The sequence below is a fragment of the Blastomonas sp. RAC04 genome (assembly GCF_001713435.1).
Lineage (GTDB): Bacteria > Pseudomonadota > Alphaproteobacteria > Sphingomonadales > Sphingomonadaceae > Blastomonas > Blastomonas fulva.
In genome coordinates this window covers 3000951-3018054 of the sequence record NZ_CP016460.1, presented here as the reverse complement: position 1 = coordinate 3018054, position 17104 = coordinate 3000951, and the positions used below count along the sequence as shown (strand labels likewise).

Sequence of the window (17104 nt, the reverse complement as noted above, 5' to 3'; positions counted from 1 at the left end):
ACCCGGTGATTGCTGGATGATTGCTGCACGCCGGGTTTGGAGACCAGGAAATGGCATGCGGTAAAATCACGAAACGGACAATTGATGCCTTGATCGCAAACTGCGCAGAGGGCTTCCTCTGGGATAATGCCATCAAGGGATTTGGCGTTAGGATCACGCGCGCGGGTGCAGTTTCCTACATCCTGCAGTTTCGGATGGGAGGACGAGAATCCACAACTCGACGTTATACCATCGGATCCCATGGGTCGCCATGGACGCCGGTCACAGCAAGAGAGGAGGCGCGCCGAATTTCGCTGCTAATCGCGCAGGGTATCGATCCTGTAGAAGCTGATAAGCAAAGGCGACAGGAAGCGGTGAATTTGGCATTTTCAAGCTACGCTGTTGGGTTCCAAAAAGCGTGTCTGAGCAATAGCTGGAATGGTTGCGTGGAACGCAGCCTTCGGCTCTATGTCAAACCCGTCCTCGGCAACAAACCACTACCCAAAATCAAGCGAGCCGACGTGGCAACGGTTTTTGACCGGATGCCTGCGCATCAGGTAGCCAATCGACGGAATGTTTTTGCTGTTTTGCGAAGGTTGTTTCGGTGGGCAGTTAACCGTGGCGATATTGAGCGGAGTCCGATGGATGGTATGGAAACGCCGCCCCCAGTAAGGCCGCGAGATAGATGGCTATCTGACGAGGAACTCGGGCGCGTTTGGCGACAGACATTTCGCACTCACCGTTGTTTCGGTCCAATCGTTCGCCTCCTGATCCTCACTGGGCAGCGAAGGGAAGAAGTGTCATCGGTTACATGGAGCGAACTCAACAGAGATGAACTCATGTGGACGCTTCCTGGAAGCCGAACGAAGAATGGCGAGCCAAACATGATTCCGCTAAACGCTTTGGCCGTATCTGTTCTCGATGCGGTCGCTCAAGCCGAGATCTGGCCGCGTCAGGGCAAAGTCTTTACCACCTCTTCAGGAGCCCCATTCACTGCATACTCGAAAGGCAAAAGGGAGATCGATCAACTTATAGCCGAAGATGGCGGCGAACCTGTCGCGCCATGGCGATTGCATGATCTTCGGCGTACGCTGGCGACTGGGTTTCAGCGCCTTGGAGTTCGTTTTGAAGTCACAGAAGCGGTCCTTAACCACGTAAGCGGGTCACGTGCAGGCGTTGCTGGCATTTATCAGCGTTATGACTGGAAAAAGGAAAAGGCCGCGGCGTTGGGGCAGTGGAATGACTATATCGCCCCGTTTTTTGCCCCTGACAGGGGTGCACAGTCTGGCCTTGGCTGACGCAAAAAAAAGTGTTCAGACTTTCGATCCCTTATGAGCCAAATTCGGTGGCTAATTTTTTGACCGTGATCGTTGGGGTGATCGTTATGGCGTTGTGCGTTCGCAACTCTAGGTAGACCCAGCGCGCGAAAGCGATTTGTTAACTATATTTAAGGCATCGTGCATCTAGTGAAGGCCTGCAGGCAAGAAGCCTTCGCCTGAAGCAGATCAAGAGGCCGGAATGAGCATCGCAAACTGGAATCCCAGCAAGTTGACGCTCGTCGTGGACCTTGATGACACGCTGATCCAGACCGACTCCCTGCTGGAGAATTTCTGGCTCGCCTGGTCGGTCAAGTGGCAGACGCCGATCGAGGCTGTGCGGACACTGGCAAGAGGCAGGCTGGCACTCAAGCAGAAGCTGGGTGAGATCAGTGCGATCGATCCTGCGCGGCTACCCTATAATCCTGAAGTTCTCGCGCTGATCGAGCAATGGCGTGAGCGTGGTGGCAGGGTTGCGCTGGTCACAGGTGCGACCCAGGCGATGGCCGACGCTGTCGCCTTGCATTTGGGTATCTTCGATGCCGCACACGGTTCATCAGGCCGCATCAATCTGACCGGAGCCAGAAAGGCCCGGTTTCTGGACGAGACATTCGGGCCTGGCGGGTACAGCTACATTGGCGATGCACCTGCCGACTTTCCCGTGTGGCAGGGTGCCGCCGGGGCCATCACCATCAACTCAAGCAAAGCCTTTCAAGCGAAGGTCGAGCGGCTGGTTGCCGATGCCATCCATCTACCCGCCCGCAAAGCAAGGCTGGCGGACTATATACAGGCCATGCGGCCACATCAGTGGCTCAAGAATGTGCTGGTGTTCCTGCCCATGCTGGCCGCACACCAGTTCGGGCTGGCCACCGCGCTTCAGGCGGTGCTTGGCTTCTTGGCCTTCAGCCTTGTGGCATCGGCCACCTATATTCTCAATGACCTGCTCGACCTGTCAGCTGACCGTGCACACCCGCGCAAGTGCCTGCGGCCGTTCGCATCGGGCCGCATCCGTCTTGTCCACGGCACCTGGATGGTCCCGGTTCTGGGGGCAGCGGGCGCGCTTGTGGCCCTGGCAGGCGGGATCGAGTTGTTTGCTGTCCTTTGTCTCTACAGCGCCCTGACGATCATCTACTCGGTCAAGCTCAAGCGGCTTGCCATGATCGATATCTGCGCGCTCGCTGTGCTGTATACGCTGCGTGTTTTGGCAGGGAGCGCGGCAACCGGCGTGCCCTCGTCGCTCTGGCTGCTTGCCTTTTCGATGTTCTTCTTCTTCTCGCTGGCAGCGGTGAAGCGCTACGCAGAGCTGGTCGATGGGGCTGCGACGGGCCGATCGATCGCGACGGGCCGAGGCTACTGCGTCGATGACCGGAGCATCGTTGGCAACATCATGGTGTCGTCTGGCCTGGTATCTGTCCTGGTCCTTGCGCTTTATGCCAATTCGGAGCCTGTCCAGCAGCTCTACCGTCATCCGGAATTTCTCTGGGGTGTCTGTCTCGTGCTGCTTTTCTGGAGCAACCGTATCGCGCTGATGACCCATCGTGGCGCGATGCATGATGATCCCGTCGTGTTCGCGATGCGCGACCGCACGAGCCTTTGCTGCGGCCTGATAGTGGGACTGCTGGCCTTTGCAGGAACGGTGGCATGACGGGCCTGGCACTGCTGCTTCGCTACGCGGGGTTTGCAGTGCTTGCAATCCTGGCCAACCTCGCCACCCAGCGGCTGTCGCTGGCGGTCTTTCCGAACGCCTATATTCCAGCCTTGGCGGGTGGTACGATTATCGGCTTGGTGGTCAAATACGCGCTCGACAGAACATGGATCTTCGCAGGTGCCGCCCACGTCCGTGGCGGGCAGGCCGGAACCTTCGGGTTATATGCCGCCACCGGGGTCGTCACCACGCTGATATTCTGGGGTTTCGAGACAGTGGCCTGGCTGGTCTGGCAGACCCATATGGCACGCGAGGCTGGAGCTGTGACCGGGCTGGTGCTGGGCTATGCGATCAAGTACCAGCTCGATCGTCGCTATGTGTTCACGCAGCCAAGGCCGGCGTGATGACACGCATATGTCTGCCCGCCACTGACGCATCTGTGGCCTTCCAATGATGCCCTATACCGAATCCCTCTCCGGCTGGGGCCGCTATCCGGTGCGCAAGTGCTCTGTGTGGCAGCCCGCAAACCCGCAGGGACTTCACGCGACGCTGTATGCGCTGCCCAGCAGTATACCGCGCGGCAACGGCCGTTCTTACGGTGATGCCAGCCTGAACACAGATGCCACCATCGACATGCTGAGGCTCGACCGGCTGATTGCGTTCGACGACGTAACCGGCGCGTTGACCTGCGAGGCGGGCGTACTGCTCTCCGATCTCGTTTCAACCTTCGTTCCCCGAGGCTGGTTTCCGCCAGTCACTCCCGGCACACGGCAGGTTACCATAGGGGGCATGATCGCCAGCGACGTGCACGGCAAGAATCACCATGTCGCAGGTTCGTTCTGCGAGCATGTCGACTGGTTCGATATCGACCTTGGCGATGGCCGGGTGGAGCGCTGCTCGCCGACCCAGAACACCGATCTGTTCGCCGCGACCTGCGGCGGCATGGGGCTGACCGGAATCATCGTGCGCGCCTCGTTCCGGATGCTGAAGATCGAGACCGCATTCATGCGCCAGCGCACGATCCGCGTGCCTGACCTCGAACAGGCGCTCGCAGTCTTCGAACAATCGCAAGGGTCGACCTATTCGGTAGCGTGGATCGACTGCATGGCGACCGGCAGGAGCCTTGGCCGTTCGGCGATCCTGCTGGGTGAGCATGCGAGGCTGGACGAGCTCGACCCCGCCCGCCGCGCCGTGCCGCTCGCGCGCCCCAACCGCAAGCCCAAGACGATCCCGATCGATTTTCCGAACTTTGCCTTGAGCGGCTTCAACGTGCGGATGTTCAACCATCTCTATTATGCGATGAAGCGCCCAGGCGACGCGGTGGTCGATCTTGATCCCTATTTCTATCCGCTCGATGCGATCTTCGAGTGGAACCGGATCTACGGCCGCCAGGGCTTTGTGCAGTACCAGTCCGTCCTTCCGCTCGCGACAAGCGAACAGGGCATGCGCCGGTTGCTCGAGGCGATTTCCGCTGCGGGCGCCGGATCTTTCCTCGCGGTGTTGAAGCGCATGGGGCCCGGCTCGTTCGGGATGCTCAGCTTCCCGATGGAAGGCTATACGCTGGCGCTCGACTTCCCCGCGACCCCTGACAATTTCGCGCTGCTCGAGCGGCTCGATGCGATCACCGCCGATCATGGCGGGCGCGTGTATCTCACCAAGGACGCGCGGGTCTCGCCCGAGCGCTTTGCCGCTGGCTATCCCAGGCTCGACGAATTTCGTAACCTTCGTTCGAAGTACGGGCTCGACCGGCGCTTCTCCTCGCTGCTTTCACAAAGATTGGGTCTGTAGATGCTCGCTTCTCCTGTCCTCATTCTGGGTGCCCGTTCGGACATCGGCCGTGCGCTCGCCAGGGGCTATGCCGCCAAGGGCTGCGAGGTCATTCTGGCCGCGCGCGGCGACATCAGTGCCGATGCGACCGACCTTGCGCTGCGCACCCAGGCCAAGGTCCGCTCGGTCAACGTCGATATCACCGATGGCGCGCCGGACGCGTTCTTCGATTTGCTGGGCGTGGTGCCGGGCACCGTGGTGATGGTCGCAGGGCTGCTGGGCGATCAGGCCGAATCGGCGGCGCATGACGACATTGCGGCCAGGGTCATGGACAGCAATTACAACGGCCCGGCTCGCTATCTGCTCGCCGCCGCCCGCCGCATGGCGAACGTGCCCGATGGCTGCATCATCGGCATCAGCTCGGTCGCAGGCGAGCGCGGACGCGCTTCAAACTTCATCTACGGATCGGCCAAGGCCGGATTCACCGCGTTCCTTTCGGGCCTGCGCAACGCGCACGCCAAGACCGGGCTGCACGTGATGACGGTCAAGCCCGGCTTCGTGCGCACCCAGATGACCGCAGGCATGAAGCTGTCGCCGGTGATGACCGCCGAGCCCGAACAGGTCGCCGACGCGATCCTGAAGGCGCAGGCCAAGAAGGCCGACGTGATCTACACCCTGGGCCGCTGGCGTCTCGTCATGGCGATTATCCGCGCGATGCCCGAGCCGATCTTCAAGAAACTCTCGCTCTGATCCTCGGGCGCGGACCATGAACGGCCTCCTCCAGCTTCTGTCGGACTTTATGACCGATCACCGCTGGCTGGCGGGCCCCGCATTCGGGCTGATCGCCTTTGGCGAATCGCTCGCCGTCATCGGCGTCTTCATCCCTGCAACCCCGATATTGTTCATGGTCGGCGTGCTAATGGGTAGCGGCCGAGTCGACGCAGCTCCGGTCGTGCTGTTCGGGATTGCAGGTGCAAGTGCGGGATACTTCCTTTCCTGGCGCGCCGGTGAGCGGCTGGGCCACCATGCTTGGCGTCTGTCCGCGATGACGCGGCATCGCCGTAGCATCGCCAGGGCGCGGCTGTTTTTTCGTCGCTGGGGCGGCGTATCGCTGGTTGCAGGGCGCTATGTGCTCGGTCCCTTTCAATCGATGCTGCCTTTGGTGGCAGGGGTGGCGCGGATGGATGCGCCTCGCTTCTATTGCTGGAACATCATGTCTGCCGTGGTGTGGGTGGGACTCGTGCTGACGCCGGGTTTTGCTCTCGGGCGGGGCATAGAGGCCGCGATTTTCGAAAAGGCTTGGCAAGACCAGATTGTGGCTGGGCTGATGGCAATCAGCGTCTGTATGATTTTTGTCGGCCTCGTCGCTGCGGGGACCCGCTGGAGCCATTAGTGTCACCATATAGCAAGGTAGTGTCGCTTCACCTCATTGCTGAGCCCAGGCTGCCGCGACCCGTTGTCTGCGTCGTATAACTTGGCCATGGGGTGCATAGTAGTTGTTCATCTAGTATTGCGTTGCTTGAACAAAAGGCCAATGAGGAAGCTACTGATCGAAGAGGACTGTCCATGGTTGATGCCAACGTGCTTGTCGCCCTAACGGCTGATATTGTTGCCGCACATGTCAGCAACAACAGCATCGCGATATCTGATATCGCCGGGCTTATCGGCAGCGTCCACGCCTCGCTTTCCGGCCTTGGTCAGGAAGCGGAGCCGGAACCACGGCCCGACCAGAAGCCAGCCGTCCCGATCCGGGCGTCGATCAAACCCGAATACCTCGTATGTCTCGAAGACGGTAAACAGGTCACGTTGTTGAAGAGCTACCTGCGGACGAAGTTCGGCATGACGCCGGACGATTACCGTAAAAAATGGAATCTGCCCAAAGACTATCCGATGGTTTCGCCCAGTTATGCAGAGCGAAGGCGTGTATTGGCTAAGGAAATTGGGCTTGGGACTAAGGGTCGCGGTGACAGGTTGAAGCAGGCGGATACGCAATAAAGTTTCTCAATCGGTAGGTTGGTCATTCTCGCTTTCGGCCAGTGAACTGAAGATCATTGTGGAGAGTGTCTCTTCGGTCCGCGCCAGGACGACAATGGCAGCGGAAAGCAGATCCTGGCTCACCCATTGCAGCGCCCGTTCGAGCACGCTCAGCGAAAGTTCGTTTGCTGCCTGATTAATCGGCTGGACATGTGCGCGATCATGATGGCTCCGCCAACTGGTTTTGCGCGAACGCCCGCGCGCCTCGCCGCCGCCAGAGCAGCAGCTGCTGATCGCGATTGTCGCCTTTGAGCTTCGTGGCCGCTTCGATCAGCATCCCGAAGATCGCGGCACGATCGTCATCGGTCAGGTCGATGAGCTCTGCCTTGGCGATCAGTCCGCCAAGCTCGATGAGCTGCCGTGTCCGTTCGCGCCGTTTTACCCGCCATTCGCGCATGTCATGCCGTGCCCTGTGCGCCAGCAGCCGGTTGCGCGCCTGGATCGACCGCTTGTGTGCCGCGAGTGTTTTTGCCAGCTGATCGGCGGGTGCTGGTTGCTCCCTGAAAAAACGCAGCGCCGCGTTTGCGCCATGCCTCCTTTCGTGACGGATCATCGTTCCCGGTTGCTGCTAGTAGAACGCCAGCCAACACTTCGGTGCCGAGCGCATCGGCGCCGGTGGCAATGACGAGCTCGCCAAGCTGGGTCTGCTTGCGTGTCTTGAGCTGCTTGGCCTTGTCATTGAGGGCTTGAAGCTCTGCGTCGTAATCACGTGGTTTTCGCATGGGGTTCGATCCTTCAATTGTCGGTGAAGGACCTACCAGCTATCCCTCTCCCATCCCGCAGACAACAGGCTGGGTCGCTGTGAGACCCCGTCATCTCGAGCGCGACCAGAACGGTGGAGGGCGCGCTTATACGTCGTGCCGACGTGCGCTAAATGCCGTAAATGGAATGTCGCCATGGCGATCTATCACTTCTCGGCCAAAGCCATCTCCCGCGCTGCAGGTTCGTCTGCGCTTGCCGCTGCGGCCTATCGCGCTGGCGAGCGGTTGCACGACGAGCGGCTCGGTCGCACGCACGACTTCACCAACAAGGCCGGTGTCGTCCATAGTGAGGTCATGCTGCCCGACGGGGCCAATGAAACCTGGAAGACCCGCGAAAAGCTCTGGAACGATGTCGAGGCGGCCGAGGTTCGCAAGGACGCGCAACTTGCCCGCGAGATCGAGTTTGCTCTGCCCCGCGAGATGACCCAGGCACAGGCGACCGAGCTGGCGCGCGATTTTGTCAAAGCCCAGTTCGTCGATCGGGGCATGATCGCCGATCTCAATGTCCATTGGGACATCGGCGCAGATGGCGAGGCCAAGCCCCACGCGCATGTAATGTTGACCATGCGCGAAATCGTTGTCGGCGAGGATGGCAATGCCACGTTCGGCCCGAAAGTGCGGGACTGGAACCGGACTGAACTGCTCACCCACTGGCGCGAAGCCTGGGCCACCCATGCTAACCAGCGCATGGCCGAGCTCGATATAGATGCGCGGATCGATCACCGCTCGCTGGCGGCGCAGGGCATCGACCTGGAGCCGCAGTCGAAGATCGGCGCTGCGGCTTCGCGCATGGCGGGTGAGGGGCTTTCGGCTGAGCGGCTGGCAGAGCATGCCGATATTGCGCGGGCCAACGGTGAGAAGATCATCGCCGATCCGAACATTGCTTTGAGCGCCATCACGCATCAGCAGGCGACGTTCACGACGCGCGACCTTGCGATGTTCGCGCACCGGCACAGCGCCGACAAGGAGCAGTTCGATGCTGTGATGTCGGCGGTGAAGAACGCGCCAGAACTCATTGCGCTGGGGAAGGATGGCAAAGGCAACGACCGGTTCACCTCGCGCGATATGCTCGAGACCGAACAGCGGCTTGAGCATGCGACCATCCGGCTCGAAGCACGGCGCAGCCATGCGGTGCCCGATCGCTACCGCGAAGTTGCACTCGCCAACGCCAAGGCGCGCGGCATGGACCTGTCAGCTGAGCAGCGCGGGGCGCTGGAGCATGTCACATCCGCAAAGGGCGTCAGCAACGTCATTGGATATGCCGGAACGGGGAAAAGCGCGATGCTGGGGGTTGCGCGCGAGGCATGGGAGCGCGCTGGCTATACGGTGCAGGGGGCAGCACTCTCGGGCATCGCAGCCGAAGGGCTGGAGCATGGCTCGCGCATCCCGTCGCGCACGCTCGCCAGTCTGGAGCATCAATGGGGGCAGGGCAGGGAGTTGCTCACCAGCAAACACATCCTTGTCATCGACGAGGCCGGGATGTTGGGCACGCGGCAGATGGAACGCGTTGTGTCACATGCCCAGCAGCACGGGGCCAAGGTTGTGATGGTTGGCGATCCGCAGCAGCTGCAGGCTATTGAGGCAGGGGCTGCGTTCCGGGCGGCGGCTGAGCGTCATGGCGCGGTGGAGATCGCATCGATCCGCAGACAGCAGATCGACTGGCAGCGCGAGGCGACGCGCGAGCTTGCCACCGGCCGAACCGGCGAGGCGCTTGGTCGCTATGAGGAAGCAGGACATGCCCATGTTGCCGAGACGCGCGAAGCTGCACGCGCTGCGCTGGTCGATGCGTGGGATCGGGACCGGCAGGCTAACCCGGATGCCAGCCGGATCATACTCACGCATACCAACGACGAGGTCCGGGCGCTCAACGAGGCTGTTCGCGAGAAAGTTCGTGCCAGCGGTGATCTTGGCGAGGATGTTGCGCTCAAGGTCGAGCGCGGCGCGCGTCAGTTTGCCGATGGAGACCGGATCATGTTTCTGAAGAACGAAAGGTCGCTGGGCGTGAAGAACGGATCGCTCGGCACCATCGAGAGCGTCAGCGCCATGCGCATGGCGGTGAAGCTCGATGACGGCAAAGCGGTCGCGTTCGATCTGAAAGACTACGCCCATTTGGATCACGGCTATGCTGCTACCATCCACAAGGCGCAGGGCATGACCGTCGATCAGGTCAAGCTGCTGGCGACGCCGGGCATGGATAGCCATGGGGCCTATGTTGCGCTGTCGCGGCATCGCTCCCAGGTCGATCTGCATTATGGCAAGGATGACTTTGCCGATCGCAAGGCGCTCACCCGCACACTCAGCCGGGAGCGTGGCAAAGATATGGCGAGCGATTATGCGCGGCAGCCCGAGAAGATCGCTGCCCAGCAGCAACAGCAAGGCAGGGCGGTTGCACCGTCTCAGGCTCAGCAGCAGCCGCGCCGCAACATGTTCGCAGGGCTCAAGGTCAGCCGCAGCGATCATCTGGCCAATCTCCTCAAGGGTGCGGCTACCGCGCCGCGCCGCGAGCCGGTCGCGCAGGCGAGGGCAAAAGTGGCATTGCCGGAAAGGGCAAGCGACAAGCAGGTGTTCGATAAAGCCGTGCAGCGGTTCGCTCGGGTCGCGCAGGACATTGTCGCCATGCGCGACAAGGGGCTTGAGCCGCTGGCGTCGCAGAGGTCTGCGCTGAACAAAGCCGGGGCGGAGCTCAACGCGCTGAGGCCGGACAGCTTTGGCGATCTGCGCAAGGCAGTGAACCGGGATCTCAGCCTGATCCCTGAGGCGGTGAAGGGCCGAACGGATCGCGCGGTTCAGGCGATGGAGCAGCAGGCGCGGTTGCGTATTGAGGCGCAGCGCATTGCCGCCGCCAATGAGCGGCGGGCTGATGCGTTTGTTGATCAGTGGCAGCGGCAGTCCGAGCAGTATCGGGTGCTGCGCAAGGGCGGGAGCGCGGCTGCTTCGGACAAGGTCCGGGCCTCGCTGGTCGGCATGGCGAAGGGGTTGGAGCGCGATCCGCAGCTAGAGTCGGTGCTGGCAAATCGGCGTCCGCAGCTGGGACTGGACGCCATGAGCACAAAAACGCTGTCTCAGGACCTCCAGAAATCTCTCGGCCTCTCGCGCGGGCTTGGCATGGGGATGTAGGCTTGTGGTATGGACGATGCTGATCTTGATCCTTCCGCTGACGAATTGCTGTTGGAGCAGGCGCTGGCGGGCGTCACGGCTGCGGTCGATGGTTTTGCCGAGCCCCAGCAGAATTTGCTGGCGCGCGATTACAGTGCGGACCTGGCGCTGATTCATGAGAGCTGTGAGGGCATGCGCGGGGCGATAGCGGCTTCGGGGCGACGAGTTCGCCACGAAACCGATGCGGCGATAAGCAATATCCGTAAGGATATGCAAAATGCTGTCGGGGATTTCAATAGTGGGATGGCCTCGGTGGGGGCGGTTCAGCAGCAAAACTAGTTTCTTGTCGGGACTGCCGGTCTCGCGCTGATACCAGAGCTGATAGATGGTTTTGCAATCCCGCTGCCGACCGACTGGGCTGCGCCTGAAGGCTGCCTTGACCTGAGCAGCGGGTAATGCATGCGTTGCACAGAACGGCTGGAGGGCAGGAGAGCGGCTGCTATCGGTAGCCAAGCCGGATCGGTGGGCGACGATTCGGGCTACGGCGGTGCTGTGGGAGGAAAACAATAAATCGATCAATAAATGTGCCAGAAACGCTAACGAGCGGAAACTCAGAAGCGTCAGCCGTGCCGTTGATGCGAGTGCAAAACACCAATGAGGCAGCTCCCCAGCGCTTGGTAAGGCATGCGCTGTCAAGGCGCTTTCAATGCAATTGAAGTCGGCAACCAAGTCAGTTAAATCTACTCAGATCGATATAAATAATTGAGGAAAAATCTACATTTTTTAGTGATGAAAATATGAGTCTAGAGCCTGTCTAAATGGTGATTGCCCGGTGATTGCATGAGAGTGACGGCACTATTTCCATTAAAGGTTTTCGTTGTTAAATCATATCATTGCTTGATTGAATAAATTAAATGTGGTACTTCAGGTATCGGCGTACCTGAAGGTACCTGTGGCGTAGAAATGTCGTGTTAACTCAAATGCTTGAGTGCGCTACAGTTGTCAGGTCTCGGCGGAATTTCCCGCCTCGGTGATTACCCGGTGATTGCTGGATGATTGCTGCACGCCGGGTTTGGAGACCAGGAAATGGCATGCGGTAAAATCACGAAACGGACAATTGATGCCTTGATCGCAAACTGCGCAGAGGGCTTCCTCTGGGATAATGCCATCAAGGGATTTGGCGTTAGGATCACGCGCGCGGGTGCAGTTTCCTACATCCTGCAGTTTCGGATGGGAGGACGAGAATCCACAACTCGACGTTATACCATCGGATCCCATGGGTCGCCATGGACGCCGGTCACAGCAAGAGAGGAGGCGCGCCGAATTTCGCTGCTAATCGCGCAGGGTATCGATCCTGTAGAAGCTGATAAGCAAAGGCGACAGGAAGCGGTGAATTTGGCATTTTCAAGCTACGCTGTTGGGTTCCAAAAAGCGTGTCTGAGCAATAGCTGGAATGGTTGCGTGGAACGCAGCCTTCGGCTCTATGTCAAACCCGTCCTCGGCAACAAACCACTACCCAAAATCAAGCGAGCCGACGTGGCAACGGTTTTTGACCGGATGCCTGCGCATCAGGTAGCCAATCGACGGAATGTTTTTGCTGTTTTGCGAAGGTTGTTTCGGTGGGCAGTTAACCGTGGCGATATTGAGCGGAGTCCGATGGATGGTATGGAAACGCCGCCCCCAGTAAGGCCGCGAGATAGATGGCTATCTGACGAGGAACTCGGGCGCGTTTGGCGACAGACATTTCGCACTCACCGTTGTTTCGGTCCAATCGTTCGCCTCCTGATCCTCACTGGGCAGCGAAGGGAAGAAGTGTCATCGGTTACATGGAGCGAACTCAACAGAGATGAACTCATGTGGACGCTTCCTGGAAGCCGAACGAAGAATGGCGAGCCAAACATGATTCCGCTAAACGCTTTGGCCGTATCTGTTCTCGATGCGGTCGCTCAAGCCGAGATCTGGCCGCGTCAGGGCAAAGTCTTTACCACCTCTTCAGGAGCCCCATTCACTGCATACTCGAAAGGCAAAAGGGAGATCGATCAACTTATAGCCGAAGATGGCGGCGAACCTGTCGCGCCATGGCGATTGCATGATCTTCGGCGTACGCTGGCGACTGGGTTTCAGCGCCTTGGAGTTCGTTTTGAAGTCACAGAAGCGGTCCTTAACCACGTAAGCGGGTCACGTGCAGGCGTTGCTGGCATTTATCAGCGTTATGACTGGAAAAAGGAAAAGGCCGCGGCGTTGGGGCAGTGGAATGACTATATCGCCCCGTTTTTTGCCCCTGACAGGGGTGCACAGTCTGGCCTTGGCTGACGCAAAAAAAAGTGTTCAGACTTTCGATCCCTTATGAGCCAAATTCGGTGGCTAATTTTTTGACCGTGATCGTTGGGGTGATCGTTATGGCGTTGTGCGTTCGCAACTCTAGGTAGACCCAGCGCGCGAAAGCGATTTGTTAACTATATTTAAGGCATCGTGCATCTAGTGAAGGCCTGCAGGCAAGAAGCCTTCGCCTGAAGCAGATCAAGAGGCCGGAATGAGCATCGCAAACTGGAATCCCAGCAAGTTGACGCTCGTCGTGGACCTTGATGACACGCTGATCCAGACCGACTCCCTGCTGGAGAATTTCTGGCTCGCCTGGTCGGTCAAGTGGCAGACGCCGATCGAGGCTGTGCGGACACTGGCAAGAGGCAGGCTGGCACTCAAGCAGAAGCTGGGTGAGATCAGTGCGATCGATCCTGCGCGGCTACCCTATAATCCTGAAGTTCTCGCGCTGATCGAGCAATGGCGTGAGCGTGGTGGCAGGGTTGCGCTGGTCACAGGTGCGACCCAGGCGATGGCCGACGCTGTCGCCTTGCATTTGGGTATCTTCGATGCCGCACACGGTTCATCAGGCCGCATCAATCTGACCGGAGCCAGAAAGGCCCGGTTTCTGGACGAGACATTCGGGCCTGGCGGGTACAGCTACATTGGCGATGCACCTGCCGACTTTCCCGTGTGGCAGGGTGCCGCCGGGGCCATCACCATCAACTCAAGCAAAGCCTTTCAAGCGAAGGTCGAGCGGCTGGTTGCCGATGCCATCCATCTACCCGCCCGCAAAGCAAGGCTGGCGGACTATATACAGGCCATGCGGCCACATCAGTGGCTCAAGAATGTGCTGGTGTTCCTGCCCATGCTGGCCGCACACCAGTTCGGGCTGGCCACCGCGCTTCAGGCGGTGCTTGGCTTCTTGGCCTTCAGCCTTGTGGCATCGGCCACCTATATTCTCAATGACCTGCTCGACCTGTCAGCTGACCGTGCACACCCGCGCAAGTGCCTGCGGCCGTTCGCATCGGGCCGCATCCGTCTTGTCCACGGCACCTGGATGGTCCCGGTTCTGGGGGCAGCGGGCGCGCTTGTGGCCCTGGCAGGCGGGATCGAGTTGTTTGCTGTCCTTTGTCTCTACAGCGCCCTGACGATCATCTACTCGGTCAAGCTCAAGCGGCTTGCCATGATCGATATCTGCGCGCTCGCTGTGCTGTATACGCTGCGTGTTTTGGCAGGGAGCGCGGCAACCGGCGTGCCCTCGTCGCTCTGGCTGCTTGCCTTTTCGATGTTCTTCTTCTTCTCGCTGGCAGCGGTGAAGCGCTACGCAGAGCTGGTCGATGGGGCTGCGACGGGCCGATCGATCGCGACGGGCCGAGGCTACTGCGTCGATGACCGGAGCATCGTTGGCAACATCATGGTGTCGTCTGGCCTGGTATCTGTCCTGGTCCTTGCGCTTTATGCCAATTCGGAGCCTGTCCAGCAGCTCTACCGTCATCCGGAATTTCTCTGGGGTGTCTGTCTCGTGCTGCTTTTCTGGAGCAACCGTATCGCGCTGATGACCCATCGTGGCGCGATGCATGATGATCCCGTCGTGTTCGCGATGCGCGACCGCACGAGCCTTTGCTGCGGCCTGATAGTGGGACTGCTGGCCTTTGCAGGAACGGTGGCATGACGGGCCTGGCACTGCTGCTTCGCTACGCGGGGTTTGCAGTGCTTGCAATCCTGGCCAACCTCGCCACCCAGCGGCTGTCGCTGGCGGTCTTTCCGAACGCCTATATTCCAGCCTTGGCGGGTGGTACGATTATCGGCTTGGTGGTCAAATACGCGCTCGACAGAACATGGATCTTCGCAGGTGCCGCCCACGTCCGTGGCGGGCAGGCCGGAACCTTCGGGTTATATGCCGCCACCGGGGTCGTCACCACGCTGATATTCTGGGGTTTCGAGACAGTGGCCTGGCTGGTCTGGCAGACCCATATGGCACGCGAGGCTGGAGCTGTGACCGGGCTGGTGCTGGGCTATGCGATCAAGTACCAGCTCGATCGTCGCTATGTGTTCACGCAGCCAAGGCCGGCGTGATGACACGCATATGTCTGCCCGCCACTGACGCATCTGTGGCCTTCCAATGATGCCCTATACCGAATCCCTCTCCGGCTGGGGCCGCTATCCGGTGCGCAAGTGCTCTGTGTGGCAGCCCGCAAACCCGCAGGGACTTCACGCGACGCTGTATGCGCTGCCCAGCAGTATACCGCGCGGCAACGGCCGTTCTTACGGTGATGCCAGCCTGAACACAGATGCCACCATCGACATGCTGAGGCTCGACCGGCTGATTGCGTTCGACGACGTAACCGGCGCGTTGACCTGCGAGGCGGGCGTACTGCTCTCCGATCTCGTTTTCAACCTTCGTTCCCCGAGGCTGGTTTCCGCCAGTCACTCCCGGCACACGGCAGGTTACCATAGGGGGCATGATCGCCCAGCGACGTGCACGGCAAGAATCACCATGTCGCAGGTTCGTTCTGCGAGCATGTCGACTGGTTCGATATCGACCTTGGCGATGGCCGGGTGGAGCGCTGCTCGCCGACCCAGAACACCGATCTGTTCGCCGCGACCTGCGGCGGCATGGGGCTGACCGGAATCATCGTGCGCGCCTCGTTCCGGATGCTGAAGATCGAGACCGCATTCATGCGCCAGCGCACGATCCGCGTGCCTGACCTCGAACAGGCGCTCGCAGTCTTCGAACAATCGCAAGGGTCGACCTATTCGGTAGCGTGGATCGACTGCATGGCGACCGGCAGGAGCCTTGGCCGTTCGGCGATCCTGCTGGGTGAGCATGCGAGGCTGGACGAGCTCGACCCCGCCCGCCGCGCCGTGCCGCTCGCGCGCCCCAACCGCAAGCCCAAGACGATCCCGATCGATTTTCCGAACTTTGCCTTGAGCGGCTTCAACGTGCGGATGTTCAACCATCTCTATTATGCGATGAAGCGCCCAGGCGACGCGGTGGTCGATCTTGATCCCTATTTCTATCCGCTCGATGCGATCTTCGAGTGGAACCGGATCTACGGCCGCCAGGGCTTTGTGCAGTACCAGTCCGTCCTTTCCGCTCGCGACAAGCGAACAGGGCATGCGCCGGTTGCTCGAGGCGATTTCCGCTGCGGGCGCCGGATCTTTCCTCGCGGTGTTGAAGCGCATGGGGCCCGGCTCGTTCGGGATGCTCAGCTTCCCGATGGAAGGCTATACGCTGGCGCTCGACTTCCCCGCGACCCCTGACAATTTCGCGCTGCTCGAGCGGCTCGATGCGATCACCGCCGATCATGGCGGGCGCGTGTATCTCACCAAGGACGCGCGGGTCTCGCCCGAGCGCTTTGCCGCTGGCTATCCCAGGCTCGACGAATTTCGTAACCTTCGTTCGAAGTACGGGCTCGACCGGCGCTTCTCCTCGCTGCTTTCACAAAGATTGGGTCTGTAGATGCTCGCTTCTCCTGTCCTCATTCTGGGTGCCCGTTCGGACATCGGCCGTGCGCTCGCCAGGGGCTATGCCGCCAAGGGCTGCGAGGTCATTCTGGCCGCGCGCGGCGACATCAGTGCCGATGCGACCGACCTTGCGCTGCGCACCCAGGCCAAGGTCCGCTCGGTCAACGTCGATATCACCGATGGCGCGCCGGACGCGTTCTTCGATTTGCTGGGCGTGGTGCCGGGCACCGTGGTGATGGTCGCAGGGCTGCTGGGCGATCAGGCCGAATCGGCGGCGCATGACGACATTGCGGCCAGGGTCATGGACAGCAATTACAACGGCCCGGCTCGCTATCTGCTCGCCGCCGCCCGCCGCATGGCGAACGTGCCCGATGGCTGCATCATCGGCATCAGCTCGGTCGCAGGCGAGCGCGGACGCGCTTCAAACTTCATCTACGGATCGGCCAAGGCCGGATTCACCGCGTTCCTTTCGGGCCTGCGCAACGCGCACGCCAAGACCGGGCTGCACGTGATGACGGTCAAGCCCGGCTTCGTGCGCACCCAGATGACCGCAGGCATGAAGCTGTCGCCGGTGATGACCGCCGAGCCCGAACAGGTCGCCGACGCGATCCTGAAGGCGCAGGCCAAGAAGGCCGACGTGATCTACACCCTGGGCCGCTGGCGTCTCGTCATGGCGATTATCCGCGCGATGCCCGAGCCGATCTTCAAGAAACTCTCGCTCTGATCCTCGGGCG

The 17104-nt window shown here is 60.3% G+C and carries 17 protein-coding genes and 1 pseudogene; 16 read left to right on the top strand and 2 right to left on the bottom strand.

Annotation, left to right across the window (positions count from 1 at the left end; genetic code table 11):
- Positions 1-20 precede the first annotated feature (20 nt).
- The 7 genes from BSY18_RS20705 to BSY18_RS15030 all read left to right on the top strand — a co-directional run bounded on the left by BSY18_RS20705 (position 21) and on the right by BSY18_RS15030 (position 6702).
- Positions 21-1277: a tyrosine-type recombinase/integrase gene (locus BSY18_RS20705; protein ID WP_236823379.1), complete on the top strand. Its 1257-nt coding sequence runs from the start codon at positions 21-23 to the stop codon at positions 1275-1277.
- Between the two features lie 220 nt (positions 1278-1497).
- Positions 1498-2940, top strand: coding sequence for a UbiA family prenyltransferase (locus tag BSY18_RS15055; RefSeq protein ID WP_069051048.1), 1443 nt, complete (start codon positions 1498-1500; stop codon positions 2938-2940).
- On the top strand, positions 2937-3344 hold the full coding sequence (locus tag BSY18_RS15050; protein WP_069051047.1) for a GtrA family protein: 408 nt from the start codon (positions 2937-2939) through the stop codon (positions 3342-3344). The genes BSY18_RS15055 and BSY18_RS15050 overlap by 4 nt, the downstream gene beginning before the upstream one ends.
- Before the next feature lie 46 nt (positions 3345-3390).
- Positions 3391-4728 (top strand): FAD-binding oxidoreductase, encoded by a 1338-nt coding sequence (locus BSY18_RS15045; RefSeq protein WP_236823380.1) that lies wholly within the window; start codon positions 3391-3393, stop codon positions 4726-4728.
- Positions 4729-5457 carry an SDR family oxidoreductase gene (locus tag BSY18_RS15040; RefSeq protein ID WP_069051046.1) on the top strand — a complete coding sequence of 243 codons (729 nt, stop codon included), beginning with the start codon at positions 4729-4731 and terminating at the stop codon, positions 5455-5457.
- 16 nt (positions 5458-5473) lie between these two features.
- Positions 5474-6100 (top strand): DedA family protein, encoded by a 627-nt coding sequence (locus tag BSY18_RS15035; RefSeq protein ID WP_069051045.1) that lies wholly within the window; start codon positions 5474-5476, stop codon positions 6098-6100.
- A gap of 173 nt (positions 6101-6273) precedes the next feature.
- Positions 6274-6702, top strand: coding sequence for a MucR family transcriptional regulator (locus BSY18_RS15030; protein WP_069051044.1), 429 nt, complete (start codon positions 6274-6276; stop codon positions 6700-6702).
- A gap of 199 nt (positions 6703-6901) precedes the next feature.
- Here the strand turns inward: BSY18_RS15030 and BSY18_RS15025 are convergent, their stop codons facing one another.
- The gene (locus BSY18_RS15025) at positions 6902-7138 is read right to left on the bottom strand and encodes a conjugal transfer protein TraD (RefSeq protein ID WP_069051043.1); all 237 of its coding nucleotides are present in this window, start codon (positions 7136-7138) and stop codon (positions 6902-6904) included.
- Position 7139: 1 nt separating this feature from the next.
- Positions 7140-7463, bottom strand: a complete 324-nt coding sequence (locus BSY18_RS15020) for a conjugal transfer protein TraD (protein WP_069051042.1) — start codon at positions 7461-7463, stop codon at positions 7140-7142.
- A gap of 174 nt (positions 7464-7637) precedes the next feature.
- On the opposite strand from BSY18_RS15020, the gene traA reads away from it, so the two are divergent.
- The 9 genes and pseudogenes from traA (at position 7638) to BSY18_RS14990 (ending at position 17094) form a co-directional block, all read left to right on the top strand.
- Positions 7638-10619, top strand: a complete 2982-nt coding sequence (gene traA / locus BSY18_RS15015; protein WP_069051041.1) for a Ti-type conjugative transfer relaxase TraA — start codon at positions 7638-7640, stop codon at positions 10617-10619.
- Positions 10620-10628: 9 nt separating this feature from the next.
- Positions 10629-10937, top strand: a complete 309-nt coding sequence (locus BSY18_RS15010; RefSeq protein WP_069051040.1) for a hypothetical protein — start codon at positions 10629-10631, stop codon at positions 10935-10937.
- 717 nt (positions 10938-11654) lie between these two features.
- Positions 11655-12911, top strand: coding sequence for a tyrosine-type recombinase/integrase (locus BSY18_RS20700; RefSeq protein ID WP_236823379.1), 1257 nt, complete (start codon positions 11655-11657; stop codon positions 12909-12911).
- 220 nt (positions 12912-13131) lie between these two features.
- On the top strand, positions 13132-14574 hold the full coding sequence (locus BSY18_RS15005) for a UbiA family prenyltransferase (RefSeq protein ID WP_069051048.1): 1443 nt from the start codon (positions 13132-13134) through the stop codon (positions 14572-14574).
- The gene (locus BSY18_RS15000) at positions 14571-14978 is read left to right on the top strand and encodes a GtrA family protein (protein ID WP_069051047.1); all 408 of its coding nucleotides are present in this window, start codon (positions 14571-14573) and stop codon (positions 14976-14978) included. Before BSY18_RS15005 ends, BSY18_RS15000 begins: the two co-directional genes overlap by 4 nt.
- A gap of 46 nt (positions 14979-15024) precedes the next feature.
- A pseudogene (locus BSY18_RS21450) lies at positions 15025-15291 on the top strand (FAD-binding protein); the annotation flags it as partial.
- Positions 15292-15380: 89 nt separating this feature from the next.
- The gene (locus BSY18_RS21445) at positions 15381-16166 is read left to right on the top strand and encodes a hypothetical protein (RefSeq protein WP_236823378.1); all 786 of its coding nucleotides are present in this window, start codon (positions 15381-15383) and stop codon (positions 16164-16166) included.
- Positions 16123-16365 (top strand): hypothetical protein, encoded by a 243-nt coding sequence (locus tag BSY18_RS21440; RefSeq protein ID WP_236823377.1) that lies wholly within the window; start codon positions 16123-16125, stop codon positions 16363-16365. The genes BSY18_RS21445 and BSY18_RS21440 overlap by 44 nt, the downstream gene beginning before the upstream one ends.
- The gene (locus BSY18_RS14990; RefSeq protein ID WP_069051046.1) at positions 16366-17094 is read left to right on the top strand and encodes an SDR family oxidoreductase; all 729 of its coding nucleotides are present in this window, start codon (positions 16366-16368) and stop codon (positions 17092-17094) included.
- Positions 17095-17104 lie beyond the last annotated feature (10 nt).

Coding starts and splice junctions, on each gene's coding strand:
- BSY18_RS15020 (WP_069051042.1), bottom strand. CDS start 7,463: ATGCGAAAACCACGTGATTACGACGCAGAGCTTCAAGCCCTCAATGAC.
- BSY18_RS15030 (WP_069051044.1), top strand. CDS start 6,274: ATGGTTGATGCCAACGTGCTTGTCGCCCTAACGGCTGATATTGTTGCC.
- BSY18_RS15045 (WP_236823380.1), top strand. CDS start 3,391: ATGATGCCCTATACCGAATCCCTCTCCGGCTGGGGCCGCTATCCGGTG.
- BSY18_RS21440 (WP_236823377.1), top strand. CDS start 16,123: ATGGAAGGCTATACGCTGGCGCTCGACTTCCCCGCGACCCCTGACAAT.
- BSY18_RS15005 (WP_069051048.1), top strand. CDS start 13,132: ATGAGCATCGCAAACTGGAATCCCAGCAAGTTGACGCTCGTCGTGGAC.
- BSY18_RS15000 (WP_069051047.1), top strand. CDS start 14,571: ATGACGGGCCTGGCACTGCTGCTTCGCTACGCGGGGTTTGCAGTGCTT.
- BSY18_RS15040 (WP_069051046.1), top strand. CDS start 4,729: ATGCTCGCTTCTCCTGTCCTCATTCTGGGTGCCCGTTCGGACATCGGC.
- BSY18_RS15035 (WP_069051045.1), top strand. CDS start 5,474: ATGAACGGCCTCCTCCAGCTTCTGTCGGACTTTATGACCGATCACCGC.
- BSY18_RS15010 (WP_069051040.1), top strand. CDS start 10,629: ATGGACGATGCTGATCTTGATCCTTCCGCTGACGAATTGCTGTTGGAG.
- BSY18_RS15050 (WP_069051047.1), top strand. CDS start 2,937: ATGACGGGCCTGGCACTGCTGCTTCGCTACGCGGGGTTTGCAGTGCTT.
- BSY18_RS15025 (WP_069051043.1), bottom strand. CDS start 7,138: ATGCGCGAATGGCGGGTAAAACGGCGCGAACGGACACGGCAGCTCATC.
- BSY18_RS14990 (WP_069051046.1), top strand. CDS start 16,366: ATGCTCGCTTCTCCTGTCCTCATTCTGGGTGCCCGTTCGGACATCGGC.
- traA (WP_069051041.1), top strand. CDS start 7,638: ATGGCGATCTATCACTTCTCGGCCAAAGCCATCTCCCGCGCTGCAGGT.
- BSY18_RS15055 (WP_069051048.1), top strand. CDS start 1,498: ATGAGCATCGCAAACTGGAATCCCAGCAAGTTGACGCTCGTCGTGGAC.